The 22,276-nt window shown below is 66.7% G+C and carries 24 protein-coding genes; 12 read left to right on the forward strand and 12 right to left on the reverse strand.

The annotated features are described in order from the left end of the window. Positions 1 to 14: 14 nt before the first annotated feature. The 3 genes from ACMGDH_RS10045 to ypfJ all read right to left on the reverse strand — a co-directional run bounded on the left by ACMGDH_RS10045 (position 15) and on the right by ypfJ (position 3,134). Entirely contained in the window at positions 15 to 1,094 is a 1,080-nt protein-coding gene (locus tag ACMGDH_RS10045; protein ID WP_436827801.1) for a M48 family metallopeptidase, read from the reverse strand. Then, positions 1,078 to 2,151 (reverse strand): YjgN family protein, encoded by a 1,074-nt coding sequence (locus ACMGDH_RS10050; protein ID WP_436827802.1) that lies wholly within the window; start codon positions 2,149 to 2,151, stop codon positions 1,078 to 1,080. The genes ACMGDH_RS10045 and ACMGDH_RS10050 overlap by 17 nt, the downstream gene beginning before the upstream one ends. 92 nt (positions 2,152 to 2,243) lie before the next feature. Further along, positions 2,244 to 3,134, reverse strand: a complete 891-nt coding sequence (gene ypfJ, locus ACMGDH_RS10055) for a KPN_02809 family neutral zinc metallopeptidase (protein ID WP_436827803.1) — start codon at positions 3,132 to 3,134, stop codon at positions 2,244 to 2,246. A gap of 112 nt (positions 3,135 to 3,246) precedes the next feature. Here ypfJ and ACMGDH_RS10060 point away from each other — a divergent pair, with 112 nt between their 5' ends. The 3 genes from ACMGDH_RS10060 to ACMGDH_RS10070 are packed head-to-tail and all read left to right on the forward strand — an operon-like array spanning position 3,247 to position 5,820. Then, a complete protein-coding gene (locus tag ACMGDH_RS10060; RefSeq protein WP_436827804.1) occupies positions 3,247 to 4,386 on the forward strand; it encodes a patatin-like phospholipase family protein in 1,140 nt (379 codons plus the stop codon). An 11-nt stretch (positions 4,387 to 4,397) separates the two neighbouring features. After that, on the forward strand, positions 4,398 to 5,183 hold the full coding sequence (locus ACMGDH_RS10065; protein WP_436827805.1) for a 3-hydroxybutyrate dehydrogenase: 786 nt from the start codon (positions 4,398 to 4,400) through the stop codon (positions 5,181 to 5,183). Positions 5,184 to 5,196: 13 nt separating this feature from the next. Next, positions 5,197 to 5,820, forward strand: coding sequence for a DUF4893 domain-containing protein (locus ACMGDH_RS10070; protein WP_436827806.1), 624 nt, complete (start codon positions 5,197 to 5,199; stop codon positions 5,818 to 5,820). A gap of 179 nt (positions 5,821 to 5,999) precedes the next feature. On the opposite strand, the gene ACMGDH_RS10075 is transcribed toward ACMGDH_RS10070, so the two are convergent. Next, positions 6,000 to 7,496, reverse strand: a complete 1,497-nt coding sequence (locus tag ACMGDH_RS10075; protein WP_436827807.1) for a replicative DNA helicase — start codon at positions 7,494 to 7,496, stop codon at positions 6,000 to 6,002. 80 nt (positions 7,497 to 7,576) lie between these two features. Between ACMGDH_RS10075 and ACMGDH_RS10080 the strand changes: the two genes are divergently transcribed. Further along, entirely contained in the window at positions 7,577 to 8,059 is a 483-nt protein-coding gene (locus ACMGDH_RS10080) for a UPF0262 family protein (protein WP_436827808.1), read from the forward strand. Between the two features lie 80 nt (positions 8,060 to 8,139). Here ACMGDH_RS10080 and ACMGDH_RS10085 read toward each other — a convergent pair whose 3' ends face one another. Beyond that, positions 8,140 to 8,712 carry a hypothetical protein gene (locus ACMGDH_RS10085; protein WP_436827809.1) on the reverse strand — a complete coding sequence of 191 codons (573 nt, stop codon included), beginning with the start codon at positions 8,710 to 8,712 and terminating at the stop codon, positions 8,140 to 8,142. Between the two features lie 500 nt (positions 8,713 to 9,212). Here ACMGDH_RS10085 and ACMGDH_RS10090 point away from each other — a divergent pair, with 500 nt between their 5' ends. The 3 genes from ACMGDH_RS10090 (at position 9,213) to dcd (ending at position 12,436) form a co-directional block, all read left to right on the forward strand. Next, positions 9,213 to 9,653 carry a cytidine deaminase gene (locus tag ACMGDH_RS10090; protein WP_436827810.1) on the forward strand — a complete coding sequence of 147 codons (441 nt, stop codon included), beginning with the start codon at positions 9,213 to 9,215 and terminating at the stop codon, positions 9,651 to 9,653. A 142-nt stretch (positions 9,654 to 9,795) separates the two neighbouring features. Then, positions 9,796 to 11,757: a sialate O-acetylesterase gene (locus ACMGDH_RS10095; RefSeq protein WP_436827811.1), complete on the forward strand. Its 1,962-nt coding sequence runs from the start codon at positions 9,796 to 9,798 to the stop codon at positions 11,755 to 11,757. A gap of 127 nt (positions 11,758 to 11,884) precedes the next feature. Continuing rightward, entirely contained in the window at positions 11,885 to 12,436 is a 552-nt protein-coding gene (dcd, locus tag ACMGDH_RS10100; protein ID WP_436827812.1) for a dCTP deaminase, read from the forward strand. A 96-nt stretch (positions 12,437 to 12,532) separates the two neighbouring features. Here the strand turns inward: dcd and ACMGDH_RS10105 are convergent, their stop codons facing one another. The 5 genes from ACMGDH_RS10105 to ACMGDH_RS10125 all read right to left on the reverse strand — a co-directional run bounded on the left by ACMGDH_RS10105 (position 12,533) and on the right by ACMGDH_RS10125 (position 15,613). Then, the gene (locus tag ACMGDH_RS10105; protein ID WP_436827813.1) at positions 12,533 to 12,883 is read right to left on the reverse strand and encodes a tetratricopeptide repeat protein; all 351 of its coding nucleotides are present in this window, start codon (positions 12,881 to 12,883) and stop codon (positions 12,533 to 12,535) included. 185 nt (positions 12,884 to 13,068) lie between these two features. Next, positions 13,069 to 13,494 (reverse strand): ExbD/TolR family protein, encoded by a 426-nt coding sequence (locus tag ACMGDH_RS10110; RefSeq protein WP_436827814.1) that lies wholly within the window; start codon positions 13,492 to 13,494, stop codon positions 13,069 to 13,071. Between the two features lie 29 nt (positions 13,495 to 13,523). Beyond that, positions 13,524 to 14,003 (reverse strand): ExbD/TolR family protein, encoded by a 480-nt coding sequence (locus tag ACMGDH_RS10115; RefSeq protein ID WP_436827815.1) that lies wholly within the window; start codon positions 14,001 to 14,003, stop codon positions 13,524 to 13,526. Positions 14,004 to 14,087: 84 nt separating this feature from the next. Further along, complete coding sequence (locus tag ACMGDH_RS10120; protein ID WP_436827816.1) at positions 14,088 to 14,876, reverse strand: MotA/TolQ/ExbB proton channel family protein; 789 nt, start codon at positions 14,874 to 14,876, stop codon at positions 14,088 to 14,090. Positions 14,877 to 14,938: 62 nt separating this feature from the next. Continuing rightward, positions 14,939 to 15,613 carry an energy transducer TonB gene (locus ACMGDH_RS10125; RefSeq protein ID WP_436827817.1) on the reverse strand — a complete coding sequence of 225 codons (675 nt, stop codon included), beginning with the start codon at positions 15,611 to 15,613 and terminating at the stop codon, positions 14,939 to 14,941. 222 nt (positions 15,614 to 15,835) lie between these two features. Between ACMGDH_RS10125 and ACMGDH_RS10130 the strand changes: the two genes are divergently transcribed. Next, complete coding sequence (locus ACMGDH_RS10130) at positions 15,836 to 16,672, forward strand: hypothetical protein (protein ID WP_436827818.1); 837 nt, start codon at positions 15,836 to 15,838, stop codon at positions 16,670 to 16,672. Positions 16,673 to 16,717: 45 nt separating this feature from the next. On the opposite strand, the gene ACMGDH_RS10135 is transcribed toward ACMGDH_RS10130, so the two are convergent. Then, on the reverse strand, positions 16,718 to 17,089 hold the full coding sequence (locus ACMGDH_RS10135; RefSeq protein ID WP_436827819.1) for a dihydroneopterin aldolase: 372 nt from the start codon (positions 17,087 to 17,089) through the stop codon (positions 16,718 to 16,720). 380 nt (positions 17,090 to 17,469) lie between these two features. On the opposite strand from ACMGDH_RS10135, the gene ACMGDH_RS10140 reads away from it, so the two are divergent. The 4 genes from ACMGDH_RS10140 to ACMGDH_RS10155 all read left to right on the forward strand — a co-directional run bounded on the left by ACMGDH_RS10140 (position 17,470) and on the right by ACMGDH_RS10155 (position 20,593). Further along, positions 17,470 to 17,994 (forward strand): GNAT family N-acetyltransferase, encoded by a 525-nt coding sequence (locus ACMGDH_RS10140; RefSeq protein WP_436828238.1) that lies wholly within the window; start codon positions 17,470 to 17,472, stop codon positions 17,992 to 17,994. Positions 17,995 to 18,222: 228 nt separating this feature from the next. Then, positions 18,223 to 18,804: a DUF1285 domain-containing protein gene (locus ACMGDH_RS10145; RefSeq protein WP_436827820.1), complete on the forward strand. Its 582-nt coding sequence runs from the start codon at positions 18,223 to 18,225 to the stop codon at positions 18,802 to 18,804. Further along, positions 18,801 to 19,397: a CoA pyrophosphatase gene (locus ACMGDH_RS10150; protein ID WP_436827821.1), complete on the forward strand. Its 597-nt coding sequence runs from the start codon at positions 18,801 to 18,803 to the stop codon at positions 19,395 to 19,397. The genes ACMGDH_RS10145 and ACMGDH_RS10150 overlap by 4 nt, the downstream gene beginning before the upstream one ends. Continuing rightward, positions 19,385 to 20,593, forward strand: coding sequence for a CCA tRNA nucleotidyltransferase (locus tag ACMGDH_RS10155; protein WP_436828239.1), 1,209 nt, complete (start codon positions 19,385 to 19,387; stop codon positions 20,591 to 20,593). The genes ACMGDH_RS10150 and ACMGDH_RS10155 overlap by 13 nt, the downstream gene beginning before the upstream one ends. Here ACMGDH_RS10155 and ACMGDH_RS10160 read toward each other — a convergent pair. Continuing rightward, positions 20,497 to 22,182 carry a putative bifunctional diguanylate cyclase/phosphodiesterase gene (locus ACMGDH_RS10160; RefSeq protein WP_436828240.1) on the reverse strand — a complete coding sequence of 562 codons (1,686 nt, stop codon included), beginning with the start codon at positions 22,180 to 22,182 and terminating at the stop codon, positions 20,497 to 20,499. The genes ACMGDH_RS10155 and ACMGDH_RS10160 overlap by 97 nt on opposite strands. Positions 22,183 to 22,276 lie beyond the last annotated feature (94 nt).

Here is a 22,276-nt window from a genome sequence, read left to right on the forward strand (position 1 = left end):
CAAGGGAAGCATCCTCAGAAGCGGAAGCCGTCCTTCCAATCCGCCTTGGGACGCCCGCGACAGATGTCCCGCAAAGCCTTCCACTGCGCGGCGTCGACTGCCGGCACGGGCTTCCCCTTCGCGCTCGCCGCGAAGCGCTTCTCGCGTTCGGACGATGTCGGATGGCTCGCGAGATAACCCATCAGCGCGGCGGGGCCCTCTGTTCTTCCTTCCACTTTCGCCATACGCTGGAAGAATCCGGCGGCTCCCATCGGCGAAATCCGCGCGCGCGTCAGCGTATCGATCGCATAGCCATCGGCTTCGGCCTCGGCCGAGCGCGAATAGCTCGCCGAAAGCAGCGCGTTGGTATAGCCGCCGACGTTGCCGTCGAGCCCGCCCAGCACCACGCTCAAGCCGGCCTGACGGACCAGCGCCTGCATCACGTGGCGATGCTCGACATGCCCCATCTCATGCGCCAGCACCCCGGCGACTTCGTCGGGGGATTTCGCCGCGGCGAGCAGCCCACGGAAGATGAGGACATGCCCGCCGGGCAACGCGACCGCATTGACCATTGGAACATCGACGACCCGCACGTCAGCCGCCGGCATGTCTCCGCCCAGCCGCGCCTTGAGCGCCGCGAGCGCCGCGTCGCCTCCAGGCGTGGAGCATGTGCGCCCGCCGAAATCGCCGACCATGAGCTGGCCCAACCGCGCTTCGGTCGATCGCGGTATCATGCGCGCGACCATCGCCGGAGCCACCCACAGCCCGAGCAGTACAAGCGCGGAAAGCGCGGCGAACCCACCCACCGCCGGCCACAGGCCGATACGATCGATCAGGCCACCATAGCGTTTCGTACCCGGAAGCCGGTCGGCGATCGTTGCAGGCGGCGCCTCGCTGAATCCGATGCGCCAGCCCGGCCGGCCCCGCAGCCCGAATTGCAGGTCGCCCCCCACGGCCCCCAGCGCAGTCAGATCGGCAAAGGCATGGGGCCCGTCGCTGCGATCGCCTTCGACCAGCAGGAAGCCGTCTCCCTCGACGACAAGGACGGGCAGGCGGCGGATGCCCCTCTGCCCGTCATAGTGCCATACAGTCGCCCGGTCAGAATGCTCCGACATCGAAGGCATCCAGCAGCCCCTCACCCTGCGTCGGCGCGCGCGTGGTCGACTGGGTGAACTCGTCCAGGTCCAGCGTGCCATAGGCGTGCATGTGACGAATGAAGAACGCCCAGTGGCGATAGCCCAGGAAGATCGATCCGATCCCCAGCGTGCACACTACCAGCGCGATGTTGCCGAGCATCAGCTTGATCCAGTCCATCGTCCGCACGGTGAACCCGAATTCGAGATGGCCGAGTGAGAGGTGGCCCACCACTTCGCGGAAATAGGCCGCGTAGAAAGCCAGCGCGATCAGCCCGAGCAGCACGAAGAACAGGACATAGCCGACGACCGCGCCGATAAGCACCTTCGCCTGGACGTCCTCGACCGAACTGCTGGTGTCAGAACTCACCGCCGCGAGAACGACCAAGCCAATAACCATGACGATCGGAAGCAGGTAATAGAGAAGATAGCGCTTCATGAGCGGGCCCGAGTCGCCGCCTGCCACGAACTGGTGCGGGCCGAAGCTCATCGCATTCCACCGGTCCTTCCAGAGCGACACCAGCGACCAGGGAACCATCAGCCCGAATACCAGCGAACCGACGATCGTCTTCCACAGATAGGAAAATCCGAAGGCGAAGCCCTGATCGTCGCTTCCGCCGCGAATGCCGTGCCAATAGGTGCGGCTCAGCCGGTAGCGTAGCGCGCGGAAGACCGCGATTCCGACGAGATAGAACAGCAGTAGGTAGAGCCCGAAAACGAGCAGCACCGCCGCGCCGACATGACCGCGGATCGCCAGCGCCTGGAGCGCGAACTGCAATCCGGCCAGCGGAAGCGCGAAGAGCACCACTGCCAGCACATAGCCGATGAACAGCTCGAGCCCGGTGCCGGTCCATTCGAGCCGATCGTCGATAAAGCGCGTCTGGTTCCATAGATACTGCCGCTCGCGCGTCTTGGCCCAGAAGGTGTAGACTCCGAGCGTCACGATCGACAGCAGCAGATTGGTGAAGGCGATCGGCGCGAACTCACGCCAGTTGCCGTCGAATTCGAACGCGCGCGCGCTCGTCGTCTCGGTATCCATGAATAGTTCCCCCTACCCCGTTCCCAAGCTCAGCTGAACGGAGGGGGTTGGTCAAGCAGGAGAACGTTAAATATTGCTGTGCCTTCCCGGGATTATTGTGCGCCCTCGAAAGTGTTGCACGTCGCCGGGTCGCCCGATTCCAGTCCGCGCCGCAGCCATTCCATCCGCTGCGCCGAGCTGCCGTGGGTGAAGCTGTCCGGCACCACTGTTCCCTGCCCCTGGCGCTGGAGCGTGTCGTCGCCGATCGCGTTGGCGGCGGCCATACCTTCTTCGATGTCGCCTGCCTCCAGCCTGCCGCTGCGCTTGGCCCAGACGCCCGCATAGCAGTCCGCCTGAAGTTCCAGCAGCACCGAGAGCCGGTTGCCTTCGCTCTTGCTGGCGCGGGCCTGCGCTTGCGACACCTGACGCGAGGTGCCTTCGAGATTCTGGATATGATGCCCCACCTCGTGCCCCACCACATAGGCGCGCGCGAAGTCGCCCTTGGCGCCGAAGCGCTGGTCGAGCTCGGCGAAGAAGGACGTGTCGAGGTACACGCCCTGATCGCCCGGGCAGTAGAAGGGGCCGACCGCAGTCGAAGCCTGGCCGCACGCCGATTGGACGCTGTTCTGGAAGAAGTTGATCGTCGGCGGGTCGTAACGCCCGCCATGCTCGGCGAAGACCTGATTCCACACCTGCTCGGTGCTGGTCATCACGCGGCACGCGAACAGCTCGTCCTGCGTGTCGCAGGCCTTGTTGCCGCCCGCCTGACCCTGCTGCTGCCCGGGCTGCACTTGCTGCCCGCCACCGCTCAGCAGCCCGCCGCCGCCCATCGAGAAGAAGATCAGCGCGACGATGCCCAGCAGCACGATCCCGCCGCAGCCCATGCCGCGGCCGAAAAGCAGGGGTAGCAGCCCCAGCAGCGGAAACCCGCCGCCGCCGCCGCCGAAGCCTCCCGATCCCAGGTCGCGCGCATTATCGGTGGGATCGAGATCGTCGAGACGCATTGCGGGTTCCTCTTCGTTCGTGTCCGCAACAATGCCTCATCGCCCGCGGCGTTGCATCCCGATATTTCGCGACGCCTTGCCACTGCCCCGCCGGTCCAGCAAACCCCCACGCATGGCCGATGCCGAGTCGAAACCGCCGCGCCGCGCGCGCAGCATGCCGCTGCCCGATTGCGTGGCGCTAGTTCTGCAGGGGGGCGGCGCGCTCGGCAGCTATCAGGCGGGCGTGATCGATGCGCTTGCCGAGGCCGAGATCGAAGTCGATTGGGTCGCCGGAATCTCGATCGGCGCGATCAATGCCGCGATCTTCGCAGGCAATCCGCCCGAGCGGCGGATCGAACGACTCCGCCAGTTCTGGGACAGGCTTGCGAGCGCGCTCCCTTCGATACCGATCCCGCTCGAGGACCAGGCGCGCGAATGGGTTCATGAGGCATCGGCTGCCTGGGTGCTCTGGTCGGGCGTGCCCGGCTTCTTCGCGCCGCGCCCCTGCCTGCCCGGCCTGGCCCTTCCGGGCACGCCCGAGGCGCTGAGCTTCTACGATACGGCGGCGCTTCGTCGCACGCTGGATGAGCTGATCGACTGGGAGCTGCTAAACCACGGCCCCGTCCGCCTCGCGGTGGGCGCAGTCGACGTGGAGAGCGGCAATTTCCGCTATTTCGACACCAGCCAGATGCGGCTCGACGCACGCCATATCATGGCCTCGGGCGCATTGCCGCCGGGGCTCCCGCCGGTGGAGATCGACGGGCGCTTCTATTGGGACGGCGGGCTCGTCTCTAACACGCCGCTCACGCATGTGCTCGACAATCAACGGGAGCCTATGCTGGTCTTCCAGGTCGACCTCTTCCCAGCCGTCGGCGAACGTCCCCGCACGATCACCGACGTCTTCGCGCGCGAGAAGGAAATCCGTTTCTCCAGCCGCACCCGAACGGTCACCGACGAGCGCATGCGGCTCCGCTGCGAGCGCGAGACGATCCGGAAGGTGCTCGCCAAGCTGCCGCCCGAGCTGACAAACGACGCCGATGTTCGCGAGCTCGAAGCGATGTCCGCCGAGCAGCCGCTGTCGCTCGTGCACCTCATCTATCGTGCGAACGCCTGGGAAGGCGGCGCGCGCGACTTCGAATTCTCCGAGCTGTCGATGCGCGAGCACTGGCAGGCAGGCCGCGCGGCAGTGGCCGAGACCATGGCCAATGCCCGGCTCGTGGCCAGCAATATCCTCGACGGCAAGACCGCCGCCTTCGACCTCACTCGACGCTAAGGGAGTATCGCATGTTCCTGAAAGGCAAGACCGCGATCGTAACCGGCTCCACCTCCGGGATCGGCCTCGCCTATGCCAAGGCATTCGCCGCAGAGGGCGCGAACGTGGTGATCAACGGCTTCGGCGACGCCGCAGCGATCGAGACCGAGCGCGCTGCACTCGAGGCGGCGAGCGGCGCCCGGGCGCTCTACGACGCGGCGGACATGACCAAGCCCGATCAGATCGCCGCGATGGTTGCGCGCGCGGCGGACGCGCTCGGCTCGGTCGACATCATCGTCAACAACGCCGGCATCCAGCACGTCGCCCCGATCGAAGAGTTTCCGGTCGAGAAATATGACGCGATCATCGCCATCAACCTCTCCTCGGCCTGGCACATGACCCGTGCCGCTGTCCCGCACATGAAGGCGCGCGGCTGGGGCCGCGTGATCAACACCGCCTCGGCGCACAGCATGGTCGCGAGCCCGAACAAATCCGCCTATGTGATGGCCAAGCACGGCATCGCCGGCCTCACCAAGACCGTCGCGCTCGAAGTCGCCACCCACGGCATCACCGTTAACTGCATCTCGCCAGGCTATGTCTGGACTCCGCTCGTGGAGAACCAGATCCCGGATACGATGAAGACCCGCGGCATGACGCGCGAGCAGGTGATCAACGACGTGCTGCTCGATGCCCAGCCCACCAAGGAATTCGTCCTGCCGGAACAAGTGGCGGCACTTGCGCTATTCCTCTGCCGGAACGAAGCCGCTTCGATTACAGGGGCCAATTACGCGATGGACGGCGGCTGGACGGCGGCATGATGGAGAGAAGAAGATGAACCGCACGCTGCCGGCGCTGGCCCTGTTGGCGATCGGCCTTGCCGGCTGCAGCGTCTATCGCGAGGCGACCTCGCCGGAGCTCCCGAGCGGCCTCAACTGGCAGCGCGTCGCCACCGATAGCGACCGCTCGCGGATGCGACACTGGCGCACCGCCTGGGACGAGGCGCTCCCGCGCGCCCGCAAGGCAGACGCGGCCTCGCTCGCCGCCGACCCGCTGCTCTTCAATCCCGATCGCGCACTCTCGGGTGCGACCCCGGTCGCCGGCCGCTATCGCTGCCGCACCTTCAAGCTCGGCGCCGCCGGCCCGGGCATGCGCGACTTCACTGCCTATCCGTGGTTCGAGTGCCGCATCGCCGACGAAGGCGAAGTCAAGAGCCTCCACAAGCGCAGCGGATCGCAGCGCCCCACCGGCCTCATCTTCCCGCACAGCGACACGCGCGCGATCTTCCTCGGCACGCTGGTCCTCGGCGACGAGAACGCCCCGCTGCGCTACGGGATCGACGATACGCGCGACATGATCGGCTATATCGAACGGATCGACGACAAGCGCTGGCGGCTGGTCTTCCCGCGTCCGCGCTTCGAATCGATCCTGGACGTTGTCGAGCTGATCCCGGAGTAGCTCAGGAAGCGCTATTCAGCTCTGGCGATGCAACGCAATCCTCCCCCGCCAGGGGGAGGTAGCGCCGAAGGCGACGGAGGGGGAGGAATCCCTACCGAAGTTCTGGCATCCGCCCCCTCCACCAGCTTCGCTGGTTCCCCTCCCCCTGGCCCTGGCGGGGGAGGATTGGATCGGACCCCTCAATACCCGTCGTGCGCGAGATCGCTGAACTTGGTGAACTGGCGATCGAAGCGCATGTGGACCGATCCGGTGGCGCCGTGGCGCTGCTTGGCGATGATCACCGTCGCCTTGTTCGCCACTTCGAGCTGCTTGGCCTGCCATGTCTCGTACGCCACCCGCTCCTCGGCGGTCTCGGTGCCGTCGGGCACCTTCGTGGGCGCCTTGAAGTCGTGATAATATTCGTCGCGGTAGACGAACAGCACGATGTCCGCGTCCTGCTCGATCGAGCCCGATTCGCGCAGGTCCGAAAGCTGCGGTCGCTTGTCCTCGCGGCTTTCGACTGCACGGCTCAGCTGCGAGAGTGCCAGCACGGGCACGTTCAATTCCTTGGCGAGCGTCTTGAGCCCGCGGCTGATCTCCGAGATTTCCTGCACGCGCCCGTCGCCCGACGCCTTGGCGCTGCCCTGGAGCAGCTGGAGATAGTCGACGATCACCATGCCGATCTTGTGCTGGCGCTTCATTCGCCGCGCGCGGGTGCGCAGCGCCGCGATCGTCAGGCCCGGCGTGTCGTCGATGAAGAGCGGCAGCCGCTCGAGATCGCCCGCCGCGCGCGCGAACTTCTGGAACTCGGCGTGGCTGATCTGCCCGGTGCGCAGCTTCTCCGACACGACTTCGGCCTGTTCGGACAGGATACGCATCGCCAGCTGGTCGGCCGACATTTCGAGGCTGAAGAACGCCACCGGCGCGCCGATCGACTTCTCCTCGGGGATGCCCGCCTCCAGATCGTCGGCCCAGCGCTTCGCGGCATTGAACGCGATGTTGGTCGCGAGCGAGGTCTTTCCCATGCCGGGACGGCCGGCGAGGATCAGCAGGTCGGACCGGTTGAACCCGCCGGTCGCGGCGTTGAGGTCGGTCAGCCCGGTGGTCACGCCCGAGATGCCGCCGCCCGAGTTCATCGCCTTCTCGGCCTGCCGCACCGCCAGCGTCGCCGCGCGCGTGAACGACTTCAATCCGCTGTCCGACTCGCCCTTCTCGGCGACTTCGTACAGCTTCATCTCGGCCTGCTCGATCTGCTTGGCCGGGTTGATGTCCTGGCTGGTGTCGAGCGCGCCGTCGACCAGGTCGCGGCCCACCGTCACCAGCGCGCGCAGCATCGCCAGGTCGTAGATCTGGTCGGCGAACGAGCGCGCGCCGATCAGGCTGGCAGGGTTGCCGGTGAGCTGCGCCAGATAGGCGGGCCCGCCCAGCTCCTTCATCGCCGGATCGGCGGCGAACAGCGGGCGCAGCGTCACCGGCGTCGCCAGCCGGTTGTCACCGACCATCGCCGCGATCGCCTCATAGACCCGCCCGTGCAGCGGTTCGAAGAAATGCTCGGGGCGCAGCTTCTGGAGCACGTCCTCGGCGACGCGGTTGTCGATCATCATCGCGCCGAGCAGCGCGGCCTCGGCCTCGACATTGGCAGGAAGGTGAACGCCCTCGGACTGCTCCGGGGCGGGAAACGGGATCGGCTGTGCCATGCCCCCTTCTCGCGCAAGCGCGCCTCCGCGGCAACTCCATAGCCTTGTGGATAACGGGCATGAGCGGATAGGAGCCATGCATGGCGGATCCGCGGATCATCGATGTCACGCTGGACGAGCGCACCATATTGTGGCGCTCGGCGGACATCGAGCAGGAACGCCGCATCGCGATCTTCGATCTGCTCGAGGATAACCAATTCGCCCCTCTGCGCGCCCATGCCGACGGCTACGCAGGCCCCTACAAGCTCCACCTGAGCGTCCAGGAGGGCCGGCTGGTGCTGGAGATCCGCCGCGCCGACGGGTCGCACCTTGAGACGATCATCCTCGGCCTCGGCCGCTTCCGGCGTCCGATCCGCGACTACTTCGCGATCTGCGACAGCTATTATCAGGCGATCCGCAGCGCGACCCCGCAGCAGATCGAGACCGTCGACATGGCCCGCCGCGGCATCCACAACCAGGCGGCCGAGCTTCTCAAGGAACGGCTGGAGGGGAAGATCGATATCGATTTCGACACCGCACGCCGCCTCTTCACGTTGCTGTGCGTGCTCCACATCAAGGGATAGGCTGCGGTTCCTCGAAAGGCGGAGTGCCGTGTTGGGGGACCGATCGCGATCCGATTGCTAGCCGCCGCCCCCTTTTGCGGTCAGCGCTTGCTATCGACTGCAATCCAGTTCGTTTCCCAAGTTGCCCCGCCATCAGCCGAAAGCGCCTGTTCGAAACGCGCGGAATTCGGCGTGACGTCCGAGATCACGAAGCGCACCAGGACCGTACGGTCATCGACGGTATCCAACCCGTAGAAGGTGCCCCTGCCCTTTTCATCGAAGCTGCCTGTGACCGGAGGTGTGAGAAGGCCACTTCTGACGCTCGCGAAGTTGAGCGTCCACTGACGCGCCTTTGGATTGTAGAGCCGGAGCGATACGCCCTCGATCCGTCCGGAAGGCCCTTGGACCGAGAGTTCGACGACGTTGGCGCGGCCGCCCAAGAGGGCGCGTACCTCGCTTGTACCTCTATACTCCACCCACCGGGTCGATCCGGTCAACGGCTCGGACAGATATCGTAACTGCGTCGTCCAGCTTCCGATCTCCCAGTCGAAATCGCGGCTGCCATCGCGCGCTTGCGCAGCTGGCGCTGCCACCTGTCCGAAGACCGGACCGGGGCCGGCGATCGAGAGAGCAACCAATGCGATCCCGGTCGCTTTGCGTAGCCGGATCTTCATGAGGCGCACTCCTTGCCGTGAGCGTACGCTACGTTGCAGCGGTCCAGCATCCGCATCCCTTTGGTTGTCACGCAATCTGCAACCGGCATAGGTTCATAATCCGGCGGCGTCTGCAACCGGATCGAAAGCGCGGGGCGGATTCAATGCGCGAGGGAACGACTTCCGACGCCCGGATTTGAAGTGAGGCACGTCACGAAGCCGAGACGCCGGGCGAGCGCCGAGGCGCAAAACCCTCGATCCGTGGAGCATCGCCATCGCCGACCCAAGACCCAGCGACCGCCGCCTCGGGCGCGCAGCGATCCTCATCCTCGTGCTCGTGGTGGCGATCGTCCTCACGATCTTCGTCACCTTCAACATCTCGCACCATCGCGCGATGGAGAATGAAGTGGAAGCGGCGAACGGAGCCAATCAGGCGCGCTGACCGGTTCGCGACTGGCCCCTCCCCCGCGGATGTGGCAGGCGGCAGCTTCTGCCGCAGCCGCGGCGCAGGGACCGGAACGATGAGCAACGAAGGCGCAAAGGCACTGATCGGGGCAGCGCGCGAGGCGGCGAAGAACGCCTACGCCCCCTATTCCAACTTCGCCGTGGGCGCCGCGGTGCTGCTGAGCGACGGAACCGTGGTGACGGGCGCCAATTTCGAGAATGCCAGCTACGGCCTCTCGCTCTGCGCCGAGACGGTGGCGCTCGCCACTGCCAGCGCTCAGGGCCGGTTGCGCGAGGTGGTGGCGATCGGCGTCATCGGCGGCCGGATCGGCCATGCCGATGCGACGCCGGTGAACCCCTGCGGCCGCTGCCGCCAGATCATCAACGAAGCCGCCCAGCTCGGTGGACGCGACATTGCCGTCTATTGCGGAAGCGCCGCGGGCGACTCCATCATCGAATATACGCTGTCCCAGCTGCTTCCCGACGCGTTCGGCCCACGGGATCTGGGCCTACGCTGACGCGTCAGCCGATGCCGCTTCGAACCATAAAAGGAACGGGCGCCGGGTACTCCTTCGGCGCCCGTTTCTATATGCGCGGCCAGCCTTTCCGCTTGCCATCGCCGCCGTTCCTCTGCTTGTTACCGCTAACGGAGAAGAGGTCATGCAGAAATCCTGGATGTGGGCGGCAGCGCTGCTGCCGATGACGATCGCTGTGCCCGGCTGGGCCCAAACCGCGGCGCCCCTGCTCCATCCGATGTTTCAGGATCATGGCGTGCTCCAGCGCGATCGGCCGATCGCAGTGTGGGGCGATGCGCAGCCGGGCGAGCGGCTCGAAATTTCCCTTGGCGAGCGCAAGGTGCAGGCGCGCGCGGATAAGGACGGGCGTTGGCGCGCCAAGCTTCCGGCAATGCCCGCGGGCGGCCCCTATGCGCTTGCCGTCACCACGCGCAGCGGCGCGAGCGCGCGTGCCGAGGATGTGATGATCGGCGACGTCTGGCTCTGCTCGGGCCAGTCGAACATGGAATATCCGGTGAGCGGCGTGCTCGGTGCGGCGGGCGAGATCGCCAGGGCTAACGATCCCGAGCTGCGGCTGCTCACGGTCGAGAAGAAGACCAGCCTCGTTCCGGAGCGCCAGTTTGCGACACCGGTCGCTTGGCAGCGGACCACGCCCGATACGGTGCGCGAATTCTCCGCCGCCTGCTACTTCATGGCCCGCGACCTGCGTGCTTCGCAGAAGGTGCCGATGGGGCTGATCGACGCGACCTGGGGCGGCACTGCGATCGATGCCTGGCGGCCCGAGGACGCGTTGGCAAAGGATCCCGCAGCGCAGGCCGATCTCGCACTGCTCCGCACCTATCGCACCGATCCCGCGCGGGCGAGCGCGCAGTTCGGCGAACGCTGGATGGCTTGGTATCGCAGCAAGTCGGGCGATGCTGCCGGCGCCGAGCCCTGGCAGGCCGACGCGCCGGGTGACTGGCGCACCCTGCCCTCGTTCGAGGCTTGGGAGAAATGGGGCGTGGCCGAGCTCGCCCAATACAACGGCATGCTCTGGTACCGCACCGAAGTGATCCTCACGCCCGAGCAGGCAGCCAAGGGCGCGACGCTCGCGCTCGGCCCTGCCGACGACATGGATGCGAGCTTCGTCAATGGCGTACCGGTGGGCGTCACTTATGCCTGGGGGGAGCCGCGGCGCTATGCGCTCGCGCCGGGCACGCTCAAGGCCGGCCGGAACGTCATCGCCGTGGGCGTGGTCGATACCTGGGGCGAAGGCGGTCTCACGGGAAGCGCCGACCAGCGCGCGATCCGCTTTGCCGATGGCACCAGCATGCCGCTGCCCGGGCCGGAGGGGTGGCGCTGGCGCAGTGCGCCTGCCGGGATCGGCGAGCCGCCGCATGCGCCATGGGAGGCGATCGCGGGCTTCTCGGGCATCTACAACGCGATGGTCGCGCCGATCGGCCCCTATGGGCTGCGCGGCGCCGCCTGGTATCAGGGCGAGGCCAATGCTGGTGCTCCGGACGGCTATGCCGGGAAGCTCGCGAGCATGATCGCCGGGTGGCGCGCCCAGTTCGGCAATTCCCAGATGCCCTTCCTCGTCGCCCAGCTTTCCGGCTGGGGGCCGCGCGTGCCCGCGCCGGTCGAGAGCGGTTTCGCGCAGATCCGCGACGAGCAGCGTCGCGCCGTCGCCGCCGATCCGCACGCCGCGCTGGCAGTGACGATCGATCTCGGCGATGTCGTCGACATCCACCCGGCCAACAAGCTCGATGTCGGCCACCGCCTCGCGCGCGGGGCCGAGGCGCTCACTTATGGGGGCAAGCTCTTCCCTTCGGGGCCATGGCCCGTCGAGGCGCGGCGCGAGGGGAGCGCGATCCGCATCCGCTTCACCGGAGCCGAAAAGGGCCTCGTCGCCTATAGCGCCGCTCAGCCGATCGGCTTCGAGCTGTGCGGCACCGCCAAGGCGAGCTGCCGCTTCGTTGCCGCGCGCATCCAAGGCAACGATGTGCTGATCGAGCCCGGTACCGGCGCTGCCGATCGCGTCCGCTTCTGCTGGGGCGACAGCCCGATCTGCAATCTCTACGACGGCACCGGCCTCCCGGCCACACCGTTCGAGCTCGCGGTTCGTTAGAGTCTGTTTCAGCAGAGCTGAAATAGTACGGCGCCGGCCCGCTTCAGCGAAGCTGAAAACGACTCTAGGCCTTGCGGAGCGCCGTGCTTCCCGCGAAACGAGTGTCCCACCTCGTCCGGAGCCCCGAATGATCCTTTCCGACCGCTGGATTCGCGAACAGGCCCGCAACCACGCCATGATCGAGCCCTTCGTGGAGGCGCAGCGCCGCGAAGGCTGCATCAGCTACGGCCTCTCCTCCTATGGCTATGACGCGCGCGTCGCCGACGAGTTCAAGATCTTCACCAACGTCGATTCGGCGACGGTTGACCCTAAGGATTTCGCGTCGAACAGCTTCGTCGATCGCAAGACCGACGTATGCATCATCCCGCCCAACAGCTTCGCGCTCGCGCGCACCGTCGAATATTTCCGCGTGCCGCGCGACGTGCTGGTCATCTGCCTCGGCAAATCGACCTATGCGCGCTGCGGGATCATCGTGAACGTCACCCCGCTGGAGCCCGAATGGGAGGGGCATGTGACGCTCGAATTTTCGAACACCACGCCGCTACCAGCCAAGATCTACGCCAACGAAGGCGCGTGCCAGTTCCTGTTCCTCCAGGGGAACGAGCCCTGCGAGACGAGCTACGCCGACCGCGCGGGCAAATATATGGGCCAGCGCGGGGTGACCCTCCCGCGGCTCTGAGCCTCCGCATCATACGCAAACGGCTGCGAACGCATCCGCGTCCGCAGCCGTTTTGCCGTCCATGCCGCCGAAGCGGACCGGACTAGCGTGGGAAGTTCAGCGTGCGCTGAACTGAACCGCCTGGAGCCGCTGGAGCCCCTTCTGCGCGATCGCGTGCGAGCTCGCGGTGCGCTGCGAGGCGAGGTCCATCAGCACCGCGTCCTGCGACAGCACCTTGGAATAAAGCGCGCGCGCTTCACCCGAGCGCCCGGTCTTCGAATAGACCGCGGCGAGGTTGAGCAGCGTCTCGGGCTGGTCGGGGTTGCTGCGCAGCTCGGCGAGCAGCTTCGCTTCGGCCTTGTCATAGGCGCCGCCTACGATCGCGGTGGAAGCGGCATCGCTCTGCGCCTGCGCCGGCAAAGCCAGCGCGAGCGGTGCGGCGGCGAGTAGGACGAGAGCAATACGCATCGACACCTCCTAAGACTCATTACGTCACGATTTCATTTTCGTGACAGTTTGATGACTCTTGGATGTCACTTTCGTTGCACACAGGCAAGTGCGAAGGTTGCATCTTGCAACGCGGCACAAAAAAGAGGCGACCCGAAGGCCGCCTCTTCAACTTTCCGCAGCAGCTGCGCCGAAGCGCGGCCGGATCAGAAGTCGTTGCGATACTGCTCGTTGCCGACGAAGCCGAGCTTGGTCACATTCGCGCGCTTCACGATCGCGAGCACGCCGTCCACGACTTCGTAGCGGGCGTTCGGATCGGGCTGGAAGTGCAGTTCCGGTTCCGGATCGCGGGCGAGCGACGCGTCGAGATACTGACGCAGGGTCAGCTCGTCGATCTGCACGCTGTTCCAGAAGATCTTGCCCTCGGCGTCGATGTAGAGCTTGTTCTTCTCCGGCTCGATCGGCGACGCATTTTCCGGGTTCGGCTGCGGAAGATCCACCTTCACGGCGTGAGTCTGGATCGGAATGGTGATAATCAGCATGACGAGGAGCACGAGCATGACGTCGATAAGCGGCGTCGTGTTCATTTCCATCATCGGTTCGCCGTCGCTTTGGCCAGCGCTCATTGCCATCTAACTAAACTCCTCGAAATCCGCGGCGCCTACGACGCCGGCACCGAACCCGGCAGGGGCTCGGAAATGAAGCCGACCTTGACGAAACCAGCCATCTGCATCGTGTAGATGGTTCCGCCGATGCAGCGGTACGGCGTGTTCACATCGCCGCGAATATGCACCTCGGGCAGCTCGAGCCCGGCAGCGTTGGGGCCGCCCTGGCGCTCGATCTCCGCCTCGAGCTTCTTGACGCTCCGATCGAGCAGTTCCTTGCTCGAGACCGGAGTTATCCCCCAGTAGACTTGGCACTTGCCGTCGGCGCCCGTCACTGAGAGCGAAACGTTCTCCGGCTTGGTCTCGGTCGGTTCGTACGCCACCTTCGGCAGCGCGAGATCTACCGACTGGATCGCCACCGGTACCGCGATCAGGAAGATGATCAGGAGCACCAGCATGACGTCCACGAGGGGCGTCGTATTGATGTCCGACATCGGCTTTTCCGTGGAGGAATCTCCACCTACGCTCATCGCCATTGCGGCTAATCCTATTCCTTGCCTGCCGCCGGCAGATCTTCACCGGCGTTTGGGGCCCGCCCGGAGGCGGGCCCGATCACATGCTTACGGGCGAGTCTGCGCGCCACCGACCTGGCCGGCAGTGGTGGTCGCCGGCTTGGCGGTGGTCGCCGCGGTCGGCGTCTTTGCGGCGGTCGCCGGGCGGACGCGGCCGTCCGAGGCGAGATAGCCGAGCACGTCGTTCGAGAAGGCGCTGAGGTTCTCCGCGATCGACTTGTTGCGGCGCTGCAGCCAGTTGTACGCCATAACTGCGGGAACCGCGACCACCAGGCCGAGTGCGGTCATGATGAGCGCCTCACCGACCGGACCTGCGACGGTACCGATCGAAGCCTGACCTTCCGCACCGATCTTGATCAGCGCGCGGAAGATGCCGACGACGGTACCGAACAGACCGATGAACGGCGCAGTCGAACCAACGGTCGCGAGGAAGGCGAGACCGCCGCCGAGCACCGAGTTGATCGCTGCTTCCGAACGAGCCAGCGAACCGTGCAGCCAGTCATGCGCCTCGACCGGATCGGTCAGCTTGCCATGCTCTTCCTGCGCGGCGAGACCGTCCTCGACGATCTGACGATAGGCCGAGTTCTTCTCGAGCTTCGCGGCACCCTCACGCAGGTTGCCCGAGTTCCAGAAGGACGCGCTGACGCGCTTGGACTGGTTGATGATCTTCTGCTGCTCGAACAGCTTGGTGAACAGGATGTAGAGCGAGAAGAAGAGCATCAGGGTGAGGATGATGGCCGTCGCCCAGGAGATGAAACCACCCTCATTCAGCGAGTGCAGAATGTCGAAGCTCGGGGGCGGAGCGCCGGCCCCGGCGGCGAGAATGGTCGTGAGCATTGTTGGTTCTTTCCCTATACAAGATTGCTGTCAAAAGTGGCTCTTCGCCAGATGATTAGCCTTTACTGCTCGATCTGCCACCGGAAGCGGAGCGACTTGCGACCGCCATGGGTGGGCTTGCCGCCTGCGTCGAGCGCCGGCGAATAACGACCGCGGCGCGTGACCAGTCGGCACGTCGCGTCGTCGAGCGTCGATGAGCCGGACGAGGACGTGACTCGGCAGTTTTCGATGCGGCCCTGGGCATTCACTTCGAACGTGATGCCGGTCGAGCCTTCCTCCTCGTTGCGAAGCGCCGAGGGCGGATAGTCGTCGCGGGTCACCCACTCGCCGGGATTGCCCTTTGCGGCAGCGGCCTTGCTGATCACAGGGGCCGGAGGCGCGGGGGGAGCCGGAGGCGCGGGAGGCGCGGGAGGCGTGATAGGCGGCGGCGGCGGGATCACCGTCGTCGTCTGCATCGGAGGCGAAGGTACCTGCACCTGCACCTGCGCCGGCGGGGTCACGACCTGCGTCGGCGGCGGCGGCACCGGGCTATCCGGCGGCGGCGGCGGGGGCGGAACTTCTTCGGGCGGGGGCGGCGGTTCCTCGACCTCGAAGGTCTTCAGTTCCTCCGCCTTTTTCTTGATATACTGGTATGCCAGACCCGTGACGAAGGCATAACCCATGCCAGCAACGATTATTGCGACCAGGATGATCGCAACAAATCGGCTGCCACTTGTATTCCGGTCAGCGTAAGCCATTCGGCGACGTCACTCCTCTAAAACCTGCGACCCTGGGCGGCGGAATGACCACGCGCACAAGCCCGCCTACCGTGCGCCTGCTGCGCGTTGGTCGGCAGAGCGCGAGTCTCTATCGTGGCGATCCAGCCTACGCAAACCCTTTGTCAGACATTCAAGCCCTATAGGTGCCTGATGACGGAATTATTTCTGTATAAACCGGGGTGGATGGGGTAACGATAAGCTATGAACCGCGTACCCATCGTGGCGTTTTGTTGCGCATTGTCGTTAACCACGCCTCCAGTTTTCGCCCAAGAATCAACGCAAATCTCGGCCGGCAGCCAAACTGTATTACCCAGCTATGCCACTATTGCCGGGCAGGTCATTACGGCCCCGACGATCATCGACGCGCGCGTTCGCGATGCCACCCGGATCAAGGGTGCGGAGGCTGCCGATCTCGCTGCGGACCGGGCCCGATTCTATGTCGAGGCCGATGTCCTCGCACTGATTCGCAGCGCGAATCCCCTCCCCGCCCGCGTCGGCTATCTGGTGGACGTGCCGCTCACGGCGAAGGGCCGGGCGCCCAAGCTCAGGAAGCAGCGGGTGCTGCTCTTCGCCCGTCCGGTCGCCGGCCGGGCGGACCAGGTGCAGCTCAACGGGCTCGATGCGCAGCGCGAATGGTCGCCCGCGCTCGACGCGCAGGTGCGCGAGATCGCGCGCCAGGTGATGGCGGCAGACGCGCCGCCGACGATCACCGGCATCGGAAACGCCTTCCATGTGCCCGGCACGCTCCCGGGCGAAGGCGAGACTCAGATCTTCCTGCAAACCGCCAACAATGCCCCCGTCTCGCTCCAGATCCTGCGGCGCCCGGGCGAAACGCCGCGCTGGTCTGTCTCACTAGGGGACTTTGTGGACGATTCGGCCGGCCCGCCAGCACGCGACACCTTGCTCTGGTATCGCCTCGCCTGCGGCCTGCCGCGCGAGCTCCCGGCCCAAAGCGTCGAATCGGCCGACGCGGCCAACGCCGCCATCGCACGCGAGGATTATGCGATGGTGCTCAAAGCGCTCGGCCCCTGCAGCTGACGCATCAACCCTCTCCCGCTTGCGGTGGAGGGTTTTCGCATCTTCTCAGCGTCGGTGCCGCACCAGCGTCACGCCGATCGATTCGCCGCGCTCGGCGATCGCCAGCTTGACGATCCGCACCTCCACGCGCTGGACGCGCGGGTCCGATACGAACAGCGTATCGCAGATATGCTCGGCCACGGCCTCGATCAGCGTGAAGTGTACGTCCCTGGGCAGCGCGGTCGTCGCGGCGTGCTTGAGGTCGATATAGCTCTTGGAGGCGCTGAGCGGCGTGTCGGGGTCGAAGCGCTCGGGCATGTCGATGTCGGCGGACACCGAGATGCGCAGCGGCTGCGGCAGGTGCGTCTCCTCCGAATAGATGCCGGTGAGGACTTCGACCTCGAGGTCATGGACCTGGAGCTGGAGGAGATCGCGCAAAACGGAGAGCCTTTCGTGGGAACCGGCGCGCCATAGCAGAAGCCGCAGCGCGGGAAAGCCGCCTGTGTGGTGAGGCCTTCCTGGAAGCGGGGACAATCTGCCGCCCTGGGGGAGGTGGCATGCGAAGCATGACGGAGGGGGCGGATGCCAGAACCTGCCGGCTGGAGTGCTTCCGCCCCCTCCGTCGCCTTCGGCGCCACCTTCCCTTGGCAGGGGAGGATTGGGGAAGCTTCAGCCCGCCCTCGAAGGACCGAATCCTTCGCGCGACGCTACTCCCTCGCGATTCGCCTCATCCGATTCGCTCTTGCGTTGCGCCGCATCGGCTATAAAGCGCGCGGCCCCGGCAGCGCCGCCGGGAGTTTGCTCGGGGAATGGATGAGGTGATCGCACTGGTGCCGCTCGCAGATGTCGCCGCCGAGGCCGTCGAGACGCTTCTCGACCGCGCTTTCGGGCCCGGCCGACGTGCGCGCACGGCCTATCGCGTCCGCCAGGGCACCGATCCTCTCCCCGAGCTCAGCTTCGCCGCGGTGGAGGACGACGGCGCGCTCGTCGGCACGATCCAGTGCTGGCCGGTCGCGCTTGCCTGCGACGGCGGCGGCAGCGTGCCGATGGTGATGGTCGGCCCCGTCGCGGTCGAGCCGGCGCGTCAACAGGAAGGCATCGGCCGCGCGCTGATGGCTCGGACGCTGGAAGCGGTGCCCGGCTGCGAATCCGAGGGCTGCCGCACGCTGATGCTGATCGGCGACCCCGAATATTACGGCCGCTTCTTCGGCTTCACTGCGCAGCACACCGGCAACTGGCGCCTGCCCGGCCCGTTCGAGCCGCACCGGCTGCTCGCGCGCGGCGAGGGCGTCCCCGATTGTGCCGGAACGCTCGGCCCGCGCCTCGTGCGGCGCGCGGCCTGACAGTTTGCGCTTCCAAAATAGGATTTCGCCTGCTTGCGTGACGGGATGATTCGCACCCGGCCCCGCGCGATTCGGCGTTTCCCTTTCTCCCGGACGGCGCAACAAAATTACGAGATCGACGCGGTTTCCGTGAAAAGAGTCAAATCTGAGTCGTTTTCAGCTTGGCTGGGCTGGCACCGGCCGGCTTCGGTTTCGACAAACCCAGCCTGCTCCGACTAAGGGATTTCGATGCCCTCCCCGCCTCCTCCCGATTTCGCCAGCCTTTCGCTCGCCGAAATCGCGCGGATGGCCGAGGAGAATCGCCTGCCGCCGGTCGAAAGCTGGAATCCCGAACATTGCGGCCACAGCGACATGCGGATCGCGCGTGACGGCACCTGGTTCCACCAGGGCTCGCCGATCGGTCGGCCGGCGATGGTACGGCTCTTCTCCACTATTCTTCGCCGCGAGCCCGACGGCCGCTTCGTGCTGGTCACCCCCGTCGAGAAGCTCGACATCGACGTGGAGGATGCCCCCTTCGTGGCGGTCGAGATGAAGGCGGAGGGCGAAGGCGCGGTGATGCGGCTCGCCTTCCGGCTCAACACCGGCGACGTGGTGACCGCCGGCTCCGATCACCCGCTCCGGCTCGAGGAGCGCGAGGACGGTCCCCGCCCCTATCTCCACGTCCGGCGCGGGCTGGAGGCGCTGGTCGCCCGGCCGGTCTATTACGAGCTTGCCCAGCTCGCCCTCGCCAACGGCAGCACCCCGCCCGGCGTATGGAGCAACGGCGCCTTCTTCGCGCTGGAGCCCCAAGAATCCGGAAATGCGCCATGAAGCTCGCGGAACGGCTGCGCGTCGCGCTCGAGGCCGCGCATGAGGAAGGGCCCGTCCTGCTCCCCGGCGACCATTTCGACTTCGACCCCGAAGTGCGCGGCAGCCCCGCCGCGGTGCTGATCGCAGTCACCGAGCGGGCGGACCCGGGCGTGATCCTCACCCGGCGGACCGAGACGCTGCGCCGCCACGCGGGCCAGATCGCCTTCCCCGGCGGCCGCATCGATCCGGGCGACGACGGCCCCATCGGTGCAGCGCTGCGCGAAGCCGAAGAGGAGATCGCGCTTCCTCCCGTCGAAGTCCAGGTGATCGGCACTGCGGACAGCTACCGCACGGTGACCGGCTTCGACGTGACGCCCGTCGTCGGCGTGATACCGCCCGATCTGCACCTGATCCCCGCCGAGGCCGAAGTGGCGAGCGTGTTCGAAGTCCCGCTCTCCTTCCTGCTCGATCATGCCAATCACCGCGAAGCGACCGCCCAATACCAGGGGCGCGAACGCCGCTATTACGAGATACTATGGGACAATCACCGGATCTGGGGGGCAACGGCGGCGATGATCGTCAATCTGTCGCGGCGGCTGCGGTGGACGGCGTGACGCTGCCCGAAGCCGAATGGCGCGGCCGTAAGGGGCTGGCGCAGCTCGCCGACGTGCTCGGCGCGCCCGATGGCCTCGCGCGCTTCGTGGGCGGCGCCGTGCGCGACACGCTGCTCGACATTCCCGTCGCCGACATCGACATCGCGACGCGCCACGCGCCCGAACGCGTGATGGAGCTGCTGCGTGCCGCCGGCATCCGCGCGGTGCCCACGGGGATCGAGCATGGCACCGTTACCGCGGTGCTCGAAAGCGGCCCGGTCGAAGTGACCACGCTCCGCCGCGACGTCTCCACCGATGGCCGCCGCGCCACGGTCGCCTTCACCGACGATTGGCGCGAGGACGCCGCCCGGCGCGACTTCACGATGAACGCGCTCTACGCCGATCCGCGCACCGGCGAGTTGTTCGACTATTTCGGCGGGCTGGCGGACCTCGACGCGCGCCGCGTGCGCTTCATCGGCGATCCCTATCAGCGTATCGCCGAGGATCATCTGCGCATCCTGCGCTTCTTCCGCTTTCTCGCGCGGTTCGGCGACACGCCCGATCCGGAGGGGCTGGAGGCATGCACCGTGCGCGCCAGGGATCTGATGGCGCTCTCGCGCGAGCGCATCGCCGACGAGCTGCTCAAGCTGCTCGTCGCGCGCGACGCGGTCCGCATCGTAGCGCTGATGGTCGAGCGCGGCATCTTCGAGCCGGTACTGCCCGAGATCACCGCCGAGGGCGCCGCACGGCTCGCCGCGCTTGCCGAACGCGAAGCCGCGACCGGCCAGCCCCCGCACGCGATCCGCCGTCTCGCCGCGCTGCTGCCGCCCGATGCGTCCGTGGCCGAAAGCGTCGGCGCCCGGCTCAAGCTCTCCAATGCGCAGCGCAAGCGGCTGGAGAGCGCGACGCAGCCGATCGGCGACGAAGGCGCCCGCGCGCTCGCCTATCGGATCGGCATCGAACAGGCGATCGACCGCCATCTGCTCGCCGGCGAGCCCTCCGCAATCGCCACGCTCTCGAGCTGGCAGCCGCCCGCGCTGCCGATCTCGGGCGGTGCGCTGGTCGAGCGGGGTCTCAGCAAGGGCCCCGAAGTAGCCCGCGCGCTCCGCCGGGTCGAGGATCAGTGGATCGGGGAAGGGTTTCCGGATGCGGCGCGCGTCGCGGCCATCGCCGATGACGTGGTGGCCCAGGCGTTGCGCGAAGCCAGCAAGGCATAGGCATCGCTCGCCTCCAGCGGCTGCGCGTAGAAGAACCCCTGGCCATAGGTGCAGCCCAGCGCCGCCAGCGTCTGGGCGAGCTCGTTGGTTTCGACGCCCTCGGCCGTGGTCTGCATCCCCAGCGCCTGCGCCAGGCTCAGCACCGCGCGGACGATCGCAACCTTGTCCCGGTCGGCGAGCATGCCGGTCACGAAGCTGCGGTCGATCTTGAGCAGGTCGATCGGCAGCTTCTGCAGATAGGCGAGACTCGAATAGCCGGTGCCGAAATCGTCCATCGCCAGTGTGGCGCCCATTTCCTTGAGCGCCAGCATAGTGTGGGTGATGCGGTCACGGTCGCTGGCGATCGCGCCTTCGGTGAGCTCGAGCGTGAGCCGCGAGCCCGCCACGCCGTAGCGGGCCAGCACGTCCGCCACCATCTGCGGAACCCGGTCCCGCTGGAGCTGAATCGCCGAGAGGTTGACCGCCACCCTGACACCGCAGTCGCCTCCAGCCGCGGCACCCCATGCCGCCAGCGTCCTCGTCGCCTCCTCCATCGCCCAGCGGCCGAGCGGGACGATCAGCCCCGATTCCTCGGCCACCGGAATGAAGTCGTCGGGTGACAGCCGGACTCCCTCCTCGGTCGTCCAGCGTGCCAGCGCCTCGAACGACGTGACTTGCCCCGTCCCCAGGTCGCAGATCGGCTGGTAGCTCAGCGTCAGTTGCCCGTTCTCGATCGCACGCCGCAGCCGCGTCTCGATCCCGAACTGCTCGCGAGCGATGTCGAAGGCGCGGCTGTGGTAGAATTCGGTCTTCCCGCTCTTCTTGGCCCGCTTCACTGCGAACTGGGCGTGGCGGATCAGGTCCTCATGATCGTCGCGACTGTCCTCCCCCATCGCGATGCCGATCGCGCAGTCGACGCAAATCTCGAAATCGGAAAGACGGAACGGTGTGGCGAGCGCCGCACGGATGCGCTTGGCGGCGTGCAGCGCGTCATTGGGGCCGCTCTCCAGGTGGAGCAGCACTGCGAACTCGTCGCCCCCCAGCCGGCCCAGCACGTCGCGCCCGCGCAGCGCGCCCTTGAGCCGCCGCGCGACCGAGATCAGCAGCTCGTCGCCGGCAAGCCCGCCCATGCACGCGTTGACGCGGCTGAAGCGATCGAGGTTGACCGCGAGCACGGCGAAGCCCGCGCAATCTCCTGGTCCGACCGCCGCTTCGATCGCATCGCCGAAGCCCGATCGGTTGGGCAGGCCGGTGAGGCTGTCGGTCGCCATTTCGCGGCGCAGGCTGTGCACCGTCCTGAGCTCGGAGGTCCGGTCGATCAGCGTCACCAGGCACTTGCACGTCGCCCGGTCCGCGGCGCGGCGTGAGAAGGTTGCGCGGAAATAGCGGAAGTCGGCTTCGCCGCCGAACTGCCAGGCAATGTCGTGGCTGGTCTCGTCGCTGTCGAGGAACTGGCGGAGCTGCTCGCCGAGCAGCCGGATCAGCGGCGATTCGGCGGCGATCGCACCCAGGCCTGCCTTGCGGAACGGTGTGTTGACTGCCTCGAAATGCAACCTGCTGCCCTCGAGCGCCACCACTGCGGCCGGGACCGGCAGCAGATCGAGCAGCATCGCCGATTCGCCTGGCCCGAAGGCCTCACGCACGGAGCTGTAGTTTCGCAACGGCATCACGCCCGCGGCGCTAACCGCAAGAAGTTAAAGCACG

Origin of the sequence: Sphingomonas radicis (assembly GCF_051400635.1) — a bacterium.
Lineage (GTDB): Bacteria > Pseudomonadota > Alphaproteobacteria > Sphingomonadales > Sphingomonadaceae > Sphingomonas.